General features: G+C 65.8%; 11 protein-coding genes. 7 read left to right on the top strand and 4 right to left on the bottom strand.

The window, feature by feature from the left end; translation table 11 throughout:
* The first annotated feature begins 40 nt into the window (after positions 1-40).
* From pks2 to ACZY08_RS15020, 5 genes are read left to right on the top strand one after another with little or no spacing between them, the layout of a single operon-like run.
* Positions 41-6319, top strand: coding sequence for a sulfolipid-1 biosynthesis phthioceranic/hydroxyphthioceranic acid synthase (gene pks2 / locus ACZY08_RS15040; RefSeq protein WP_463745855.1), 6279 nt, complete (start codon positions 41-43; stop codon positions 6317-6319).
* A 34-nt stretch (positions 6320-6353) separates the two neighbouring features.
* Positions 6354-7769, top strand: coding sequence for a condensation domain-containing protein (locus tag ACZY08_RS15035; RefSeq protein ID WP_463745856.1), 1416 nt, complete (start codon positions 6354-6356; stop codon positions 7767-7769).
* A 36-nt stretch (positions 7770-7805) separates the two neighbouring features.
* Positions 7806-9530 (top strand): AMP-binding protein, encoded by a 1725-nt coding sequence (locus ACZY08_RS15030; protein WP_463745857.1) that lies wholly within the window; start codon positions 7806-7808, stop codon positions 9528-9530.
* 30 nt (positions 9531-9560) lie between these two features.
* On the top strand, positions 9561-10265 hold the full coding sequence (locus tag ACZY08_RS15025; RefSeq protein WP_463745858.1) for a GAP family protein: 705 nt from the start codon (positions 9561-9563) through the stop codon (positions 10263-10265).
* Between the two features lie 50 nt (positions 10266-10315).
* A complete protein-coding gene (locus tag ACZY08_RS15020; RefSeq protein WP_463745859.1) occupies positions 10316-11533 on the top strand; it encodes a PE-PPE domain-containing protein in 1218 nt (405 codons plus the stop codon).
* Between the two features lie 15 nt (positions 11534-11548).
* On the opposite strand, the gene ACZY08_RS15015 is transcribed toward ACZY08_RS15020, so the two are convergent.
* The 3 genes from ACZY08_RS15015 to ACZY08_RS15005 all read right to left on the bottom strand — a co-directional run bounded on the left by ACZY08_RS15015 (position 11549) and on the right by ACZY08_RS15005 (position 15840).
* Positions 11549-14548, bottom strand: a complete 3000-nt coding sequence (locus ACZY08_RS15015) for an MMPL/RND family transporter (RefSeq protein WP_463745990.1) — start codon at positions 14546-14548, stop codon at positions 11549-11551.
* 140 nt (positions 14549-14688) lie between these two features.
* Positions 14689-15423 carry a hypothetical protein gene (locus tag ACZY08_RS15010; protein ID WP_463745860.1) on the bottom strand — a complete coding sequence of 245 codons (735 nt, stop codon included), beginning with the start codon at positions 15421-15423 and terminating at the stop codon, positions 14689-14691.
* Between the two features lie 48 nt (positions 15424-15471).
* Positions 15472-15840 carry an XRE family transcriptional regulator gene (locus ACZY08_RS15005; protein ID WP_463745861.1) on the bottom strand — a complete coding sequence of 123 codons (369 nt, stop codon included), beginning with the start codon at positions 15838-15840 and terminating at the stop codon, positions 15472-15474.
* Positions 15841-15976: 136 nt separating this feature from the next.
* On the opposite strand from ACZY08_RS15005, the gene ACZY08_RS15000 reads away from it, so the two are divergent.
* Positions 15977-16543: a hypothetical protein gene (locus ACZY08_RS15000; protein WP_463745862.1), complete on the top strand. Its 567-nt coding sequence runs from the start codon at positions 15977-15979 to the stop codon at positions 16541-16543.
* Positions 16544-16830: 287 nt separating this feature from the next.
* Entirely contained in the window at positions 16831-19974 is a 3144-nt protein-coding gene (gene ileS / locus ACZY08_RS14995) for an isoleucine--tRNA ligase (RefSeq protein WP_463745863.1), read from the top strand.
* 52 nt (positions 19975-20026) lie between these two features.
* Here the strand turns inward: ileS and ACZY08_RS14990 are convergent, their stop codons facing one another.
* Positions 20027-20245: an RNA-binding S4 domain-containing protein gene (locus ACZY08_RS14990; protein ID WP_463745864.1), complete on the bottom strand. Its 219-nt coding sequence runs from the start codon at positions 20243-20245 to the stop codon at positions 20027-20029.
* Positions 20246-20269 lie beyond the last annotated feature (24 nt).

Genomic DNA, 20269 nt, shown 5'->3' with positions numbered 1-20269 from the left:
ACGCTTTGCTGATCGATCGCATCGAGAGAGGTGAGCCAACTTGGCCGAGACACCAGTCACCCCGATTGCCGTTGTCGGCATGGGCTGCCGTCTGCCCGGGGGGATCGACTCACCGGCCGGGTTCTGGCAGGCCCTCCTGCGGCGTGACGACCTCGTCACGAAGGTTCCGCTCGATCGTTGGGATGCTGACGAGTACTACGATCCGGAGCCCGGAGTTCCTGGTCGTTCGGTGTCAAAGTGGGGTGCGTTCCTCGACGACGTCGCGGGATTCGACGCAGACTTCTTCGGTTACGGCGAGCGCGAGGCGCCGTCCATCGATCCGCAGCACAGACTCCTGCTCGAGACGTCGTGGGAGGCCCTCGAACACGCGGGCCTGGCCCCGGCGGACATCTCCGGTTCGTTGACCGGCGTCTTCCTCGGCATGACGCACAACGACTACCAGATGGTCGCCGCCGAGGCCGACGCGCTCGACGGTGCCTACGGCTTCGCCGGGACGAACTTCAGCTTGGCGTCGGGCCGCGTCGCCTACGCACTGGGTGTGCACGGACCCGCGCTGACGGTCGACTCAGCGTGCTCATCGGGCTTGCTGGCGATTCACATGGCGTGCCGGAGCCTGCACGAGTCGGAGAGCGACCTGGCCCTGGCCGGCGGCGCTTCGCTCCTGCTCGACCCGAAGAAGATGGTGGCCGGCTCGGCGCAGGGAATGTTGTCGCCCACCGGTCGCTGCCACGCGTTCGATGTCGGCGCCGACGGGTTCGTCTCGGGCGAGGGCGTCGCGATGGTGCTGCTGAAGCGTTTGGCCGATGCCGAGCGTGACGGTGACCGGGTACTGGCCGTGATCCGCGGGACCGCCGCCAACCAGGATGGCCGCACGATCAACATCGCGACCCCTTCGGAGGAGTCGCAGAGCGCGGTTTACCGCACTGCACTGGCCGCAGCCGGGGTCGACCCGGTCACCGTAGGCATGATCGAGGCCCACGGAACCGGAACACCCGTCGGCGATCCCATCGAGTTCGCCAGTTTGGCCGCGGTCTACGGCACCGAGGGCCCGTGCGCCCTCGGGTCGGTGAAGACGAACATCGGGCACGCCCAGTCGGCATCCGGGGCGATCGGTCTGATCAAGGCCGTCCTCGCCCTGCAGCACGGTGCCGTTCCGGCCAACCTGCATTTCACCGAGTTGCCCGAGGCGATGGCCCGGCTCAACAGCTCACTGGTCGTCCCGACCGATCTGATGCCGTGGCCGGTCGACGGGGAACACCCGCGCCGCGCGGCCGTGTCGTCCTACGGGTTGTCCGGTACCAACGTGCACGCGGTGCTCGAGCAGGCGCCCGCTGCCGGGTCTGAGCCGGCCGGTGCGCCGGATAGTGACGGCGAGCCGATGATGTTCCCGGTGTCGTCCACCTCGGCCGACGAACTTCGTCGCACCGCGGGCCGGCTGGCCAACTGGCTGATCCACGAGGCCGGCGAGCAGCCATTGCCGGATCTGGCCTACACGCTGACGAGGCGCCGGGCCCACCGGCCGTTCCGGACCACGGTGACCGCGGCGACCACCGACGAACTCGGTGCGGCGCTGCGCGAGGTCGCCGAGGGCGATGCGGTCTACGAGCCGGCTGTCGGGACCGGCGAGCGCGGACCGGTGTGGTTGTTCTCCGGCCAGGGTTCGCAGTGGGCGGGGATGGGTGCGCAACTGCTTGCCACCGAGCCAGCCTTCGCGGCGGCCATCGCCGAACTGGAACCTCTCATTGCCGCAGAGTCGGGATTCTCTGTGACCGAGGCGATTTCGGATTCCGAGCCGGTCGAGGGCATCAACCGGGTGCAGCCGACGATCTTCGCAATGCAGGTCGCACTCGCTGCCGCACTGAAGTCCAGGGGAGTGCAGCCCGGAGCGGTGATCGGCCACTCCATGGGCGAGGCCGCAGCCGCCGTGGTCGCGGGCGCGTTGTCGCTGCAGGACGCTGTGCGCGTGATCTGCCGGCGGTCGGCACTGATGACCCGCATCTCGGGTTCGGGTGCCATGGCCTCAGTCGAACTGCCTGCACAGCATGTGTTGTCCGAACTTGCCGCGCGCGGCATCAAGGACGTGGTGATCTCGGTGATCGCATCGCCGAAGTCCACTGTGGTCGGCGGGACCACCGAACGCATCCGAGAGCTCGTCGCCGACTGGGAACAGCGCGACATCATGGCCCGCGAGGTCGCGGTTGACGTCGCGTCGCACTCGCCGCAGGTCGACCCGATCCTCGACGATCTCGCCGAGGTGCTCGCTGACCTGACCCCGCTCACGCCCACGGTGCCGTACTACTCGTCAACCTCTTACGACCCACGCGACGAGCCCTACACCGACGCCGACTACTGGGTCGACAATCTGCGCCACGCCGTGCGGTTCTCGGCCGCGGTGCAGGCCGCTCTCGAAGACGGTTACCGGGTGTTCGGTGAGCTGGCCCCGCACCCATTGTTGGTCCACCCGGCCCAACAGGTTGCCCGGAGCCTGGACATCAACATCGCGGCACTGCCGAGTATGCGACGCGAGACCGAGATGCCCTCCGGTCTGCTGCAGTACGTCGGCGACCTGCACAGTGCAGGTGCCGCCGTCGACTTCGGGACGTTGTACCCGTCGGGCGCCCTCGCCGACGCGCCACTGCCCACCTGGACTCGCCTGCCCCTGACCGTCAGCCGGGACGCACGCGAGCACCTTCCGGGCGGTGGACATCTGCTCAGCGTCCATCCGTTGCTGGGGGCGCATGTCGTCCTTCCCGAGGATCCCGAGCGCCACGTCTGGCAGGCCGACGTCGGTGTCGACGCCCAGCCGTGGCTGGCCGATCATCAGGTTCACAACGTGGCTGCGCTTCCGGGTGCCGCGTACTGCGAGATGGCGTTGGCGGCGGGCCGCTCACTGTTGGGCGATGCCTGCGAGGTGCGTGACATCACCTTCGAACAGATGCTGCTGCTCGACGACGAGACCGTGATCTCGGCCGAGGCGAAGGTGAACCCCGAGGGCGCGGTGGAATTCCTGGTCGAGACGGCCGGGGAACGCGAGCAGATCCGGCGTGCGGCGGCGGTGATCGTCGAGGTGGAGCGCTCCGATGCCCCGGCCCGGCACGATCTCGCCGAACTCAAGGCGACCCATCCCCGTCGCGTCGAAGGGGACGCGCTGCGGAAATGGTTCGGGGACAAAGGGATTCAGTACGGTCCTGCGTTTTCTGGTCTGGCCGCGGCATACACCGCCGACGGGCCCGTCACCAGTGTCCTGGCCGAGGTGGCCCTGCCCAGTGCCATCCGGTCCCAACAGGGTGCCTACCAGATCCATCCGGCCCTGCTCGACGTGTGCTTCCAGTCCGTGGCGGCGTACGCCGAAGGTGAGGCCCCCGGCGGTCTGCTGCTCCCTCTGGGTGTGAAGAGCCTGCGCGCATCCGGTTCTACCCGTGCGGCGCATTACTGCCTGCTCCAGGTCACCAACGCCGACCCCGCCAACGTGGAAGCCGATCTCGACCTCCTCGATGAGGACGGCGACGTTCTGCTCAGCGTTCGCGGCCTGCGGTTGGGCACCGGTATGTCCGAAAGCGGTCATCTGGAACGCATCTTCAATGAGCGGCTGCTCGCCGTCGAGTGGCACGAGCAGGACCTGCCGGAGGCGCAGACATCCGGGACGGGCAAATGGTTGTTGATCACGTCCGACGCCTCGGATCTGCTGACCACCGAGTTGGCCGATGCACTCGAACCCGATCTCGGTGACGTGTCGACGGTGGTCTGGTCTGAAGGGGCGAACCAACCGACCAATGCCGATTCGCTGCGCAAACACCTCGGTGCAGAGGCCTACAGCGATGTGGCCTTGGTCCTGGCCGGCGCGGCGGCAACGGGGGACCGGCAATCGGCTTCCCGGGGTCTTGAGCTGGTCCAGCGTGTGGTTCACATCGTGCGTGAACTCATCGACGTCGAGGATCAGGCGCCTCGCCTCCATCTCGTCACGCGTGGCGCGCAGGCGGTGCTACCCGGCGACGCACTCAACCTCGACCAGATCGGGTTGCGCGGATTGCTCCGCGTGATCGGCAACGAGCAGCCGCAACTGCGTGCGACTCAGATCGACGTCGATGAGCGCACCGATCCCAAAGACATTGCCCGCCAACTACTCGCGGGAAGTCCTGAGGACGAGACCGCCTGGCGTGACGGTCAGTGGTATGCCGCGCGGCTGGGGGCCAGCCCGTTTGCCGCCGGTGAGCGGCACTCAACCATTGTCGACATGTCCACCGATGCCGTCCGCCTGAGCATCCGTACCCCAGGGGATTTCAGTTCCCTGGAGCTCACCACCTTTGAGCGGACCGCGCCCGAGGCCGGGTGCATCGAGGTGCGGGTCAGCGCGTCGAGCCTGAATTTCGTCGACATCCTGGCGGCCTCGGGCCGGTACCCAGGTCTGGCCGAGCAATCCGCAACGCTGGGCCGTGATTTCGCCGGAACTGTCACGGCGGTCGGCCCCGATGTCACCGACCACAAGATCGGCGATCGGGTGGCCGGTGTGGCAGCAACAGGTTGCTGGGGCACGTTCGTCACGTGTGCCTCCGACCTTGCCGTCGCACTGCCCGCCGGGTTGGCGATGGACAGAGCCGCCGCAGTACCCACCGCGCATGCCACGGCGTGGTACGCGTTGCGAGAGCTGGCGCGGATATCGGCACAGGACAAGGTGCTGATCCATTCGGCGACCGGTGGTCTCGGTCTGGCTGCGATCGCGGTCGCACGCGAGAGCGGAGCCGAGGTGTTCGCCACCGCGGGCAGTCCGGAGCGTCGACAACTGTTGCGCGACATGGGCATCAAATACGTCTACGACTCGCGCACGCTGAGCTTCGCCGACGAAATCAGACGTGACACCAACGGATACGGTGTAGACGTCGTCCTCAACTCGGCGGGGGGATCGACGCAACGTGCCGGCCTGGAACTGCTCGCCTTCGGCGGCCGGTTCATCGAGACCGGAGTCGCCGACGTTCGCGGTGATGCCACCCTCACGCCGGCGATGATCCGAGACGGCTTGTCGTTCCACGCGGTCGATCTGTCGTCGCTGAGCCAACGCAGGCCAGACGCGGTTCGTCGCGTACTGCAGAACGTGTTCGGCAAGATCGGTGACGGCGCGCTGCCGCTCCCGGAGGTCAGCACCTATCCGTTGACCGAATGGACGGCGGCGATGGAACTGATGGGTGCGGCCGAACACACCGGCAAGCTCGTCTTGGAGATCCCCGAGTCGGGTTCTGACATGGCGGTGGTGCCGCCCGAACACGCACCGGTCTTCCGAGCCGACGGGGCGTACGTGATCACCGGCGGACTGGGTGGCCTGGGACGGTTCCTCGCCGAGAAGATGGCGTCGGCCGGCTGCGGCCGGATCGTGCTCAACGCCAGGTCCCAGCCCTCCGCCGAAGCGACGGCGGATCTCGACCGGATGCGGGTTCTCGGTACCGAGGTCGAGGTGGTCACCGGCGACATCGCCGACCCCGCCACTGCCGCGGCGCTGGTGTCGGCGGCAACGGCCACCGGACTGACGCTACGGGGTGTCCTGCACGCGGCGGCTGTCGTCGAAGATGCCACGTTGGCCAACATCACCGATGACCTGGTGGCCCGAGATTGGACGCCAAAGGCTGTGGGTGCGTGGAACCTTCATGACGCCACGCGGTCGGAGTCGCTGGACTGGTTCTGCTGCTTCTCCTCGGCCGCGGCCCTGGTCGGCTCACCCGGGCAGGGTGCGTACGCGGCGGCCAACAGCTGGTTGGACGGATTCACCCGGTGGCGACGAAGTGAGGGACTGCCGTCGAGCGCCATCGCCTGGGGTGCGTGGACCGAGATCGGCAAGGGCACCGGATTTGCCGAAGCCTCCGACTCGGCGATCGCGCCCGACGAAGGTGCCCATGCTTTCGAGACGATGTTGCGGCACAACCGTGGATACGCCGGCTACACGCCGATTGTGGGGGTGTCCTGGCTAGCCGACTTCGCCAAGCGGGTCCCGTTCGCCGAATCGTTCCGTCCCGCGAGTTCCGGCGATTCCGACGCCAGCGGCTTCCTCACCGAGCTGTACGCCACTCCGCAGGACGAATGGCCTTCGCGGTTGCGCCGTCTGGTCTCCGACCAGATCAGCGTGTTGCTGCGTCGTTCGATCGACCCCGACCGTCCGCTGGCCGAATACGGCATCGACTCGCTGGGCAACCTCGAGGTACGTACAAGGATCGAGACCGAAACCCGGGTGCGGATCAGCCCGGCGGACATCACGACCGTTCGTGGGCTCGCCGACAAGCTGTGCGAGAAGTTGATCGCCAATGCCGACACGGAGCTGACACCGACGGCTTGATGCCGAATTCGGTTGAGTTTATAGAGGAGTCACGTTGCTGTTAGGGTCCGTTTCGATCGGTTCGATCGAAGAGTGGGAAGCACCGCCCGGTTCTGCCGTTTCCTGGCGAGCCTCGCCGGCCTCGTGCGCCAAGGCGGCCGAAGCGCCCGTCAGTGACATCCCGGTCAGCTACATGCAGGCCCAGCACCTGCGCGGGTTCGTCGATCAGCGAGCCAAGGGCTTGGACTACTCCCGTCTGGTGATCGTGACGTGTGATATCCCAGGGCAATGCGATATCAGGGCAATGACCTATGTGGTCAATGCCCATGTGCGCAGGCATGACACGTTCCGCAGCTGGTTCGAGTACCACGATGTCCACAACATCGTGCGGCACACGATGCCCAATCCGGCCGACATCAAGTTCGTGCCCACGCGGCACGGCGATCTCACGTCAGAGGAACTGCGGCAGTTGACGCTGTCGACACCGGATCCGTTGCACTGGGATTGCTTCACCTACGGCATCGTTCAGTACCCGGATCGGTTCACGATCTATGTGAGCATCGACCACCTCCACATGGATGCGACGTTCGCGGGGGTGACTCTCATGGAGTTCCACGCGATGTACACCACCCTCGTCGGTGGCGGTGCGCCGCTGGCACTTCCGGAGGCCGGCAGTTACGACGCCTTCTGCCTGCGGCAGAAGGAGCTGCTCGGCTCCTTGACACCGGACTCGCCGGAGGTCACGGCCTGGGCCGATTTCGCGTCGAGCAACAACGGCAGCCTGCCGGACTTCCCGCTGCCCCTGGGTGATCCACTCCAACCGTGTGGAGCGGAGATGTGGGTCGAGACCCTCATGGACGAGGAGCAGACCGCTCAGTTCGAGTCATTGTGCGTCGATGCCGGGGCCCGCTTCATCGGCGGCATGCTGGCCTGCACCGGGCTGGCCGAGCATGAGTTGACCGGGGCGGACACCTATTACGGGCTGACTCCGAGTGACACCCGCAAGACCACCGCCGATCTGATGACGATGGGCTGGTTCACCGGGCTGGTCCCGATCACCGTTCCCATCGCGGGCCGGTCTTTTGCCGAATCGGCCGTTGCGGCACAGAAATCCTTCGACGCCGGACATCAACTGGTGGACGTCCCGTTCTACCGGGTGCTTGAGTTGCGGCCCGAACTGGATTGGCCCAGGCCGAATTTCCAGGTGATCAACTTCCTGGATGCCGGGGCGGCGCCACTGTCGGTGCTGCTCACCACCGAGCTGGAATCAATGCGGATCGGCATGTTCAGCGACGGCGTGTACTCGTACCAGATGACGGTGTTCCTGGTGCGATTGAAGGACCGCACGGCGGTTTCGGTGGTCTATCCGAACAATCCCGAGGCACATGAATCGGTCGGCCGGTACGTCAAGGTGCTGAAGTCGACGTGTGCTCGGGTGCTGGAAAACCTCGGCGCAGGGTCGCGCAGGTGAGTAGCGGAATGAAGTCAGAACAGGAAGGCACACTCGATGACTGAGTCGACACTCAACAGCGTGCTGCGTGATCGGGCGAGCATGCAGCCGAACGACGTCGCCTACACCTTCGTCGATTACGAACGCGACTGGGACGGCGTAGAGGAGACCCTGACCTGGGGTCAGCTCTACCGGCGCATCCGAAATCTGGCGGGGGAGCTGCAGACTCACGCCGCGGTCGGTGACCGCGCGGTGGTCCTCGCGCCGCAGAGCCTGGACTACATCGTCGCGTTCCTGGCGTCGCTGGAAGCCGGCGTGGTCTGTGTCCCGCTGTCGACGCCGATGATCGGCGCGCACGACGAGCGCGTCACCGCAGTCCTCCGGGATGCCGCACCCGCGGTCATCCTCACCACATCCGCCATCTCCGAGACGGTGGCGCCGTATGCGGTGGCGCAGGACGGCAATCCGGCGCCTGTCCTGCTCGAGGTCGACAAACTCGACCTCGATGCCCGCAAAGCGGTTCGCTTGCGGCGCGAAGCTGCGCCGGCGACCGCCTACCTGCAGTACACCTCCGGCTCGACGCGGATTCCCGCGGGCGTGATGGTGTCGAATCGCAACCTGACGGCCAACTTCGAACAGATGATGGCCAGCTTCTACCCGGACTACAACCGGGTGCCACCGGCCGACACGACGGTGGTGACGTGGCTGCCGCTGTACCACGACATGGGAATGATGGCGGGTATCGTCGCGCCGATCCTGGGTGGATGGCGCACCGTGATGATGAGTCCGTTGGCGTTCCTGGCCCGGCCGGCACGCTGGATGCAGCAGCTCGGCAGTGTGACCACCGGCTTGACCGCCGGACCCAACTTCGCCTTCGATCTGGCTTCGGCCAAGACCACCGATGACGATATGGCGGGTTGCGACCTGGGGAACGTGCTGAGCATCATCAGCGGCGCCGAGCGCGTTCACCATGCCACGATCGAACGCTTCACCAAGAAGTTCGCCGCATTCAATCTGCAGGGCAAGGTGATCCGGCCGTCCTACGGTCTGGCCGAGGCCACGCTCTACGTCGCGACACGCGAGCCGGGGAAGCCGCCGGTGGTGGCACACTTCGAGCCCGAGAAGCTCGCCGCCGGGCACGCCGAGCGCTGTGCTGGCGGAACCGCTCTGATCAGCTACGGGACCCCGCAGAGCCCGGCGGTAAGGATCGTCGATCCCGAAACCCTCACCGAGATGCCCGCCGGGATGATCGGTGAGATCTGGGCGCAAGGCGAGAACATCGCGGCCGGATACTGGAACCGGCCCGAAGAGACGCAGGCGACATTCGGCGCGACGGTCGACGGCGTACCCGGCGGAACATGGCTGCGGACCGGCGATCTGGGCTTCATCTCCGAGGGCGAGTTGTTCATCATCGGCCGGGTCAAAGATCTCCTGATCGTCCGCGGGCGCAACCACTACCCGGACGACATCGAGGCCACGGTGTCGGCGATCTCCCGCGGGCGCGTCGCCGCGATTGCGGTGAACCACGACGAGGAAGAAAAACTGGTCGCCGTCATCGAGGTCAAGAAGCGTTCCGACGAAACCCCGGAGGACCTGTCCGAGCGTCTCACATTGATGAAACGCGAAGTGATCTCCGCCATCTCGACGACGCATGGACTCAACCCCGCCGATCTCGCACTGGTCGCTCCCGGCTCGCTCCCGATCACCACCAGCGGCAAGGTCCGCCGTCAGGCAAGCGCGGAGCTGTACCGTCGGCAGGAGTTTGCGAGGTTGGACGCCTGATCGGGCCTGACCCGAAGCGCTGAAAACACCATGTGGGCAACCCTTTTACTGATGGCCGTCGCGGTCAGCCTCGAACCGGTGCGGATCGGGCTGACCGTGCTGATGCTGAACCGGCCGCGACCCGTGCATCAGTTGCTGGCGTTCCTGTGCGGCGGGTTCCTCATGGGCCTGGTGGTCGGCGGGACGGCGTTGCTCGTCCTCGACGCCGCACCGCTGGCCGCGGGCACGCTCACCGTGCCGAGGATGCAGATCGGGATCGGCATCCTCGCCTTGGTCGCCGCCGTGTTGGTGGCCGCCAACGTGGGTTCGCGCCGCGCCCGGCCATCACAGCTGGAGGCGGAGGAGTCTGCCGCCGGCAGGGTGGCACTCGCAGCGCCCCGAGTGGGGCTGCGCGGCCGGATACGTGCGGTCATGCAAGGCAATTCACTGTGGGTAGCCGGCGTGAGCGGGCTGGGTATCGCATTGCCGTCGGTCGACTACCTGGCGGCACTGGCCGTCATACACGCCTCCGACGTGGCGCCCGGAACACAGGTGGGTGCGGTGATCGCCTTCAACCTGGTGGCCTTTGCACTCGTGGAGATCCCACTCCTGAGTTACCTGATCGCCCCGCAACGTACGCTGGTGTGGATGACCCGCGTGCACACCTGGATCCGTTCCTGCACGCGGCGCGACGTAGCGATGATTCTCACTGCGGCAGGGGCTTTGTTCATCACTATCGGCCTGCTCGGGATATGAGCGACGGCATGACACCGCCGATGGGCGGTGCTCAGGAGGGAGACGGCAGGATGCCTGGAGTCAACGGAGGACGTCGGCGTCGCGAAGCCGTCCGCGCGCGGCGCCGGTCACAAGACGCCCTCCGCCGGGTGCCCCGAGGCCTGCTGGCCGGATCCTTTGCGGTCGGTCTCGTCGCTGCGGGAACGGTGTTCGGTGCCGGAACCGCCTCCGCAGAAACCGCGCTGATCTTCGGTGGCGCTCGTGGACCCGGCATTCCCTGGGACCAGATCACCAACCGGGTGGGGCGCGGCTATTACCCGAATGCGAACCGGCGCATCGTCGAGTATCCCGCCGGAATGGTGTATGGCCGCTTGCCGGACAAGTTGTGGCCCGGCAACGACATCTCGACCGACAGCGTGGGCCTGTCGGTGGACACCGGTGCCCGCAACCTGAAGGCCGCGTTGCAGGGCACCCCCGGCCAGACCGTGGTGGTCGGCAACTCCGAGGGGGCCCTGGTACTCAGCGAGGCGCTGGCGCGCCTGTCGCAGGATCCTGGTGCGCGCGCTCCAGAAGGCGTGTCCTTCACCCTGTTCGGCCCGCCGCAGGCGGTGACACCGTTCAGCCACTCGGTCCTGTCGTCGCTGACGCCGGGGACCTACATTCCGCTGATCGACTACACCGTGCGTGGTCCGGTGGAAAGTCAGTACGACACAACCATGGTGGTGGGTGAATACGACTTCATCGCCGACTTCCCCGATCGGCCGGACAATTGGCTGGCGTTGGCGAATTCTCTTGTCGCCCTGGAGTATCTGCACACCGAAACCTCGTACTCCACGCGTGAGGACGTACCGCTGCAGAACGTCGTCGTCACGGTCAACTCCAAGGGAGCGGCACAGACGACGTATTTCCTGCCGACCAAACTCCTCCCGCTGACCAGGCCGCTTCGTGACAACGGAGTTCCCAACGAACTGGTCGACCAGCTCGACGGCGTGTTGCGGCCGATGGTGGACGCCGGATACTCGCGTAACGACTATCCGGGGGCCCCGGCGACCGGTATCGATCCCGTGGCCCGGGCCAACGTCGAGGACTGGTTGCGGCAGGCCGGCACGGGCCTGTCGGAACTGCCGCCACAGCAGGCGCCCGCGCCGCAGCCCACGATCAAGCTGAGCCGCACGGACCAGGAGAACATCGACAAGGCGGTGCAGGGCATCAAGTTGAGCCCCACTGATCAGGCCAACATGGACAACGCCGCTCAGCAGGTCAAGAACCTGTTCCCCGGTATCGGCTAGCCAGCCGATACCGGCTCAGCTGCCGGGCTCGGCTTCCCTCGTGGCCTTGAGGCGGCTCCGTAGCCGGTCGAGCTGACGGGTGACGAAATCCGAGGGCCACCAGTTCGCGGTGCCGATCAGCGTGGCGATCGCGGGTACGGTCAAGGTGCGCACCAGGAACGTGTCCAACAGGATCCCTACACCCACCACGAATCCGGCTTGGACGACCGTGCTGATGCTGGCGAACAACAGCCCGAACATCGACGCGGCGAAGATGAGCCCGGCCGCGGTGATCACGCCGCCGGTGGATCCGACGGTACGGATCACGCCAGAGCGCACGCCATTGGGCGACTCGTCGCGAATTCGAGAGATCAGCAGCAGGTTGTAATCGGCGCCGACGGCCACCAGCACGATGAAAGTCAGTGCGGGCACGCTCCAATGCAACTGTTGGCCAAGGACATACTGGAACATCACGACACCGATGCCCAGGGCCGACAGGTAAGAGATCACCACCGAGGCGATCAGGTAGAGCGGCGCGACAAACGCACGCAACAGGACCACCAGGATCAGCAGCACGACCGCGATGGTGATCGCGATGATGAGCCGGATGTCGTGGTTGTAGAAGTCGCGGGTGTCGCGCAGCATCGCCGGATATCCGGCGATCGACACCGAAGACCCCTCGAGCGCCGTGTTGGGCAGGGCGCCCCGCGCGGTGTCACCGATCGAGTTGACCAGGTTCATCGCCTCGGTGCCGAACGGGTTGATATCGGTCTGGATCAGGTAGCGCGCGGTATGGCCGTCCGGTGATATGAACGTCGCTGCGGCCTTACGGAATTCGTCCTGGGTCAGAATCTGTGCGGGCACGTAGAACCCGGACATCGGTGGGCTGGCGGCGTCGGTCTTCATAGTGAGCAGGAATGCCGACGCCTCGTCGAGCCCTGATCCCATCCGCTTGGTCTCGGTGACCAGCTGCGAGACTCCGTCGGCGATCTGCCTGCTGGCGTCGGCGAGCGTGTCGGCACCGGTCTGCAGGGTGCTGAGTTGTGATCGCGCCTGGGTCGGATTGGCCAGCCCCATGGACTGCATGGCTTTGCTCGCGGTGTCGATGGTGGCGCTGAGCTTCTTGACGGTGTCATCGAGGGTCTGCATGGAATCGGTTGCCCGCAGATCCCGTGCCAGGGCGGCGATCTGATCGAAGGTACCGTCGGTTCGGGCCGCGGCCAGTCGGCGCAGTGATCCGCGGGCCTCGAGACAGGCCGGGTCGGTGAGACAGACGGGGCTGGTGTCCAGTCCCCGCAGGACTGGATCGATCCACGGCATACCGTTGGTCAGATCGGCGAAGTTCGTGTCGAGCGAGTCGCCGAGCGCCCGCATGCTGCTGACCAGCTTTGCCGCGCTGTCGATCTGCTGGAGCGTCTTGTTGCCGCCGACCTGCTTCTGCATTGTCGCCAGGGCATCGACCAGGCCACGCGCTCCGGCCACGCCGCGGGTGACCTGAGTGCGCACATCGAGCAGGCTGGTGGCCAACGTATCGGCACCGTCGGTGAGCCGGTTGAGGTCGCTTGCGCGCCCGTTGATCTGGGTCGACGCGTCGTTCAGCTTGGTTCCGACTTCGCCGGCCTGATAGCTCAGTCGTGCCTGCTGCAGCGATTCTCCCGTCGGCCGGGTGATCCCTCGCACGACCGCGATCCCGGGAAGCTGGCTCACCCGCTGGGCCATCTGTTCCAGGTCGGCCAGTGCCTGGGGCGTACGCAACTCGTTCGGGGACTGGATGATGAGGTACTGCGGAATGGCCGAGCTGATCGGGAAGTGGTCCTCCAGGGCCGCATAACCCATGGAGCTCTCAGCGTGCGCCGGCAGCGCCTTGCGGTCGTCGTAGTTGTACTGGACGAGGGTCGCACAACTGGCCAGTGCCGCGAGGACGACCAAACTGGCGGCCAGATGGGACCATGGCCGGCGCACGATGCGGATACCGGACCGTCGCCAGATCCGGCTTGTGAGGTCACGTCTCGGGGAGATCCAACCCCGGCGCCCGACCAACACCATCACGGCGGGCAACAGCGTCAGCGCAGCCAGCAAGGCGATGCCGATGGCGACGGCCAGTGCGGTGCCGACGGTGGAGAACAGACCCAGCTGAGCGAACATCATGCCCAAGAAAGTGACGGCCACCGTGGCGGCGGACGCGGCGATGACCTTGCCGATCGAGCCGAGTGCCTGTTCGACCGCGCGGTCGGATTCCAGTCCGTCACGCAGATAGTCGTGATAGCGGCTGATGAGGAAGACGGCGTAGTCGGTCCCGGCGCCGGCCATCATGGCGGTCAGGAACACGACAGTCTGGTTGGAGATGCCCATGCCCAGATAGGCGAGGCCGGCGATCACCGATTGGGCGGTGATCAGCGACGCCCCGATGGTGAGCAGGGGCAGCAGCATCGTGACCGGGTTGCGGTAGATGATCAGCAGGATCACCAGAACCATTCCGATCGTGGCGATCTCGATGGCCGTCGTGTCGCGTTCGCCGATATCAGTGAGGTCGGCAACGGTGGCGGCGGGTCCGGTGAGGCTCGCGGTCAGCGAGGCGTCGTGCACGCTGTCTTTGACGATGTCGGCGACGCGGGTATAGGACGCGTACGACTGTGGCGAACCGACATCGCCCGCGATGCCGACCGGCAGGATCCAGGCCTTGCCGTCCTTGCTGGCCATGAATTCGCGCAGGGGCGGGGCACTGATGAAGTCCTGCAGCATGACTACATCGGTGTGGTTCTTGCGCAGATTGTCGACGAGCGTGCGGTACGTCGCTTCATCGGCCGGGCCCAGGCCCTTGTCGTTGCTGAGGACGACCAACAGGACGTTCTCCGAGCCGGATTCGTGAAACGCCTCGGTCATCTCGCGGGTGGCCACGGTGACGGGCGCGTGCGACGGCAGGATCGCGACCGGACGTTGCTGCACCATCAGCGTCAACGACGGGAACGTCAGGGGCAGGGCGGCCGCGATGGCCAGCCAGATTCCGACGACGAGCCACGGCCATCGCACGATCACCGAGCCGAGCCGGACGAACAGCGAGGAGTGTTCGGCCGTGCTCGTAGATTTTGTCTGCGACGGCACTTTACGATCCTACGGGCGAGCGGTAGGGCAGTAGGCGGCGCCGCGGTGGCGGTGAAATGATGTGTGTCCCGACCTCACCGATTGCTCGACGACAGCCACCGCGTCTTGATCCGCCAGGAATGGGCGGACGCGAGTGCGAAGATCGCGCCGCAGCCACAGGCGAAAACCCATACCAGACGGCCGTTCTCGATGGGTTGCAGCGCTGGTACCAGCGATGTGATGATCCGGGTCGCGCACGCGAGCACGCCACTGATCGAGGCGAACAGGTAGATGTTGGCGATCCGGCGTGACCTCGGATCCTTACGCAGAATCAGCATGGCGCGGGCCCCATAGCCCAGCAGATAGATCAAGGTGCCGCACAGGATGATCCAGTACACGCTGAGCCAGAAGTCGGTGGGTACCTGGAAGAAGTCGGCCCGGTACACCGCGGCGCCGTTGCCCATCGAGAAGGTGGCGAGCAGGACCGGGATGCAGATCGTGGCCGGGCGCTCGACGTACTGCTTGAACGAGCGCTGCATGGCGCTGTCGTCCTGGAGCCGGCCCAGAGAGTTGTAGACGATGGCCGATGCCGCGACGATGTAGCAGTCGTGCCCGATGTAGTCCTCGACGTTCCACTTGCCCGTCAGCTCGTAGAGCACGTGCCCGATGGTTGCCGACGCCCAGGGCGACATCAGCAGCACGGCCAGTCCCTGGAGCGCGATGTTCAGGGTGGCGGCCACCTCCCACCGGCACGACCAGGTGACTCTCCTGATCCACAGGCTCCACAGGACGCAGGCCAGTGTGATGAGGATGAGCGTGGCGACGGACATAAGACTTTGCCTCGGACGGTGTTGCGGTTGAGCTGACGTGCGGGTTGCCTACAGCGGGGGAGCGTCGGATCGTGGGGTCAGTTCGGACAGTTTCTTGTGCCGGTGGACGGCCGGTCGAACTCGGGTGACCGTGTCCCCGGGCGCCACCGTCACCGGCGACGATTCCATGTAGTGCCAGACCTCCTGGCGGCTCATCAGCCCGAACCGGATCTGCAGGTCGGGGTAGCTGAGATGGAAGCGGTCGGCCACCTGCCGTAATTCCTCGGCATTCGGATAATCGGCTTCCTTGACCCGCCGGTAATACGTGCTGCTGGACACGCCAAGGGCGCTGTACACGGCCTTGGCATCGACCTCGCCGTCCAGTAGATAGTCGAGCAGGGCCTTGAGCTGCCTGCCGTTCTCGTCGGTACGCGGCATCAGAACACCATAGACCCCTGACCCGCGCCTGGTCACAACCAACCGCAGCAAAGTCAGCAACGGCGTTATTGACAAGGGTGTCAGACTTTTGGCACAACTCTCCCATTTCTGGGACTCTCTGGCTAACGTTGCATACATGTCTGTTTCCGTCCTGCCCGACGCATATGGCACGAGTTCGTGGATTGCCGACTACGGCACCGCAGGGCCTCCCGTCGCCGCCGATATGGCAACTGTGTCGAGCTCGCTGGACGACGTGTTGTCCGCGGAACTGCACGAAGCTCAGATCGCGATGGGTTGCACCGCCGAGGAGCTGCTGTTGGCCGCTTTGGGCCGGACCGTCGCCCGCACGATCGGTGACGGTGTCCTGATCGTCGACGTCGTGAGCGGTCCCGAGCGCGCCGGATATCGGCGTGTCGGCGTGGCCTGCATGTCGCATCGTGGCCTGTCGGGTTCGGAATTGCTCGACGCGGCACGTCCAGGAGTCGACAGCGGTGACCATCCCTCGGCCGACATGGGCTTCGCCTATGGCGATGGGCCGCGGGCGGTGCAGTGCGAACATCCGCTCGCATTGCACATCCATCACGACAGCGCGACCACCATGCGTCTGGATTGGCGGTTCGACAGCCGCGGGTTCGACCATTGCACGGTTCACGAACTGGCCGAGCAGTTCCCGCTGGCGCTCATCGAGGTCACCTCCGGCTAGGTGTGATTTCCCGACGATTTGCGGTGCTCATTAGACTGGGCGCATCGGCGCTGATCCGGCCATCACCGGGGAGCCTTCGGAAGAAAAGCTGCAGGATTCGAATGCGTGGATCCGCAGTCCAGTAGAACCGGACGGTTGGGCCCGTGATCGCCTGCAAGTTGAGCGGCGCGCTGCGGTGCAGCGTGCAAGCGGGGTGGTACCGCGGCGCTTGCGCACCCGCGCGACGTCGTCCCCGTGCCTTGAGCGTGTTGAGCTGTTGAGCTCGGCACCGGCACAGGAGACGAGACGTGAGCGCCTATCCCAAGCCCGCCGCACCGAATTTTCCGGAGCGCGAACTTGAGGTGCTGGACTACTGGGCCAGCGACGACACCTTCCGGGCCAGCATTGCGCGCCGCGAGGATGCCGAGGAATACGTCTTCTACGACGGGCCGCCGTTCGCCAACGGCCTGCCGCACTACGGCCACCTGCTGACCGGCTACGTCAAGGACATCGTGCCGCGCTACCGCACCATGCGCGGCTACAAGGTGGAGCGCCGGTTCGGGTGGGACACCCACGGTCTGCCCGCCGAACTCGAGGTGCAGCGCCAGCTCGGCATCGCGGACAAAGCCCAGATCGAAGAGATGGGCATCGAGAAGTTCAATGCGGCCTGCCGTGCCTCGGTGCTGAAGTACACCGACGAATGGCGCGAGTACGTCACCCGGCAGGCCCGCTGGGTGGACTTCGACAACGACTACAAGACCCTCGACCCGACGTTCATGGAGTCGGTGATCTGGGCCTTCAAGCAGTTGTGGGACAAGGGTCTGGCGTACGAGGGCAACCGCGTCCTGCCGTACTGCTGGAACGACGAGACCCCGTTGTCCAACCATGAGCTCCGCATGGACGACGACGTCTACCAGAGCCGGCAGGATCCGGCGGTGACGGTCGGCTTCACCGTGACCGACGGCCCGCTGAAGGGTGCGCACCTGCTGATCTGGACCACGACGCCGTGGACCTTGCCGTCCAACCAGGCCGTCGCCGTCAACCCGGACATCGACTATGTCCTGGTTGCGGGCACCGACGGGCGTCGTTACGTGTTGGCCCAGGCCCGGCTCGCGGCCTACGCCCGCGAGCTGGGGGAGGAACCCGAGGTTCTCGGCTGTTACGCCGGGCGGGATCTGCTCGGGACCCGCTACCTGCCGCCGTTCCGATACTTCATGGACGCGCCCAACTCGTTCCAGGTGCTCGCGGCTGATTTCGTCAGCACCGAGGACGGAACGGGAATCGTGCACATGGCGCCGGCCTACGGCGAGGATGACAAGGCCACCGCTGACACCGCCGACATCGTCGCGGTCACCCCGGTGGACTCGAAGGGACGTTTCGACGCGTCCGTGCCCGATTACGCGGGCCTGCACGTCTTCGAGGCCAACTCGCAGATCATCCGCGACCTCAAGAATCGAGCCGCGGGCGCAGCTGCTAATGGCGCGGTGCTGCTGCGGCACGAAACCTACGAGCACTCGTATCCGCACTGCTGGCGGTGCCGGAACCCGTTGATCTACCGCGCGGTGTCGTCGTGGTTCATCAAGGTCACCGACTTCCGGGACCGGATGGTCGAGCTCAACCAGCAGATCACCTGGTATCCCGAACACGTCAAGGACGGGCAGTTCGGCAAATGGCTCTCGAATGCCCGCGACTGGTCGGTATCGCGAAACCGATACTGGGGCAGCCCCATCCCGGTGTGGAAGTCCGATGATCCGGCCTATCCGCGGATCGATGTCTACGGCAGCTTCGATGAGCTCGAGCGCGATTTCGGCGTGCGGCCGACCGATCTGCACCGGCCGTTCATCGACGAGCTGACGCGGCCCAACCCGGACGACCCGACCGGCAAGTCGACGATGCGCCGGATCGAGGACGTGTTCGACGTGTGGTTCGACTCCGGGTCGATGCCGTACGCGCAGGTGCACTATCCGTTCGAGAACCGGGAGTGGTTCGACGGGAACGAGACCGGTGAGGCCGCCCATTTCCCGGGTGATTTCATCGTCGAGTACATCGGCCAGACGCGCGGCTGGTTCTACACCATGCACGTGCTGGCCACTGCACTCTTCGACAAGCCGGCATTCAAAACCTGTGTGGCCCACGGGATCGTGCTGGGCAACGACGGTCAGAAGATGAGCAAGTCGCTGCGCAACTATCCCGATGTCAGCGAGGTCTTCGACCGTGACGGCTCCGACGCCATGCGCTGGTTCCTGATGGCCTCGCCGATCCTGCGCGGCGGCAACCTGATCGTCACCGAGCAGGGCATCCGGGAAGGCGTGCGGCAGGTGTTGCTTCCGCTGTGGAACGCCTACAGCTTCCTGGCGCTGTACGCGCCGCAGAAGGGCACCTGGCGGACCGATTCGGACAATGTGCTCGACCGCTACATCCTGGCCAAGCTGGCCCAGCTGCGTGACGATCTCACCGTCTCGTTGGACACGTGCGACATCTCGGGGGCTTGTGACGAACTACGGCAGTTCACCGAGGCATTGACGAACTGGTATGTGCGCCGGTCGCGTTCGCGTTTCTGGGAAGAGGACTCCGGCGCCATCGATACCTTGCACACGGTGCTCGAGGTGACTTGCAGGCTGGCTGCACCGTTGTTGCCGTTGGCCACCGAGGTGATCTGGCGGGGCCTGACCGGTGAGCGCTCGGTGCATCTGACCGACTGGCCCGAAGCCGACGTGCTGCCCAAGGATCCCGATCTGGTGGCCGCGATGGACCAGGTGCGCGAGGTGTGCTCGGTCGGGTCGTCGCTACGCAAGGCCAAGAAGCTGCGGGTGCGGCTGCCTCTGCCGAAGCTGACTGTGGCGCTGAATGATTCGGTCGCCCCGGCGGCACTCGCGCCGTTCGCGGATCTGATTGCCGACGAACTCAACGTCAAGGCGGTCGAGTTGACCGACGACATCGACACCTATGGCAAGTTCGACCTGGCCGTCAACGCCCGCGTCGCCGGCCCGCGGATCGGCAAGGACGTTCAGGCCGCGATCAAGGCCGTCAAGGCGGGGGAGGGCGTCGTCAACCCCGACGGCACCTTGACCGCGGGCCCGGTGGTGCTGCAACCCGAGGAGTACACCGCCAAACTGGTTGCCGCCGATCCGGAATGGACCGCGGCCCTGCCCGAAGGTGCGGGCCTGGTGGTGCTCGACGGAACAGTCACCGAGGAACTCGAGGCCGAGGGTTGGGCCAAGGACCGCATCCGCGAACTGCAGGAACTGCGCAAGTCGACCGGCCTCGAAGTGTCCGACCGGATCTCCGTACAGATGTCGGTACCTGCTCGGTACGAGCCGTGGGCCCGGACCCACCGAGACCTGATCGCCGGCGAAATCCTGGCGACCAGTTTCGAATTCGTCGACGGGGCTGCGCTGGCGGAGGGCACGGAGATCGGAGACGCGGTACGGGTCGCGATCGCAAGAGCGTGAGGCGCGTGGCCACACCGAGCGTGAACATGTTCACGTTCGGCGCAGTGGTCGATCAGGGACCGGCGACCCGCGCGGTGCGGCCGGCGAGCGTGACGGTGTCGCCCGGACGTAGCTGGCGGCCGCGGCGGACTTCGACCTCGCCGTTGACACTGACCAGACCGTCGGCGATGACTCCCTTGGCGTCGGCTCCACTGTCGATCAGGGAGGCCAGCTTGAGAAACTGTCCCAGGCGAATCGACTCGTCCCTGATCGGTACGTCATCCGGCGTCATGCAGGTCAGGCTAGCGCCATAGCA

Source organism: Mycobacterium sp. IDUB_9 (genome assembly GCF_055419505.1).
Note: the sequence above shows the minus strand (reverse complement) of the source record. Positions and strands in the feature narration are given on the sequence as shown.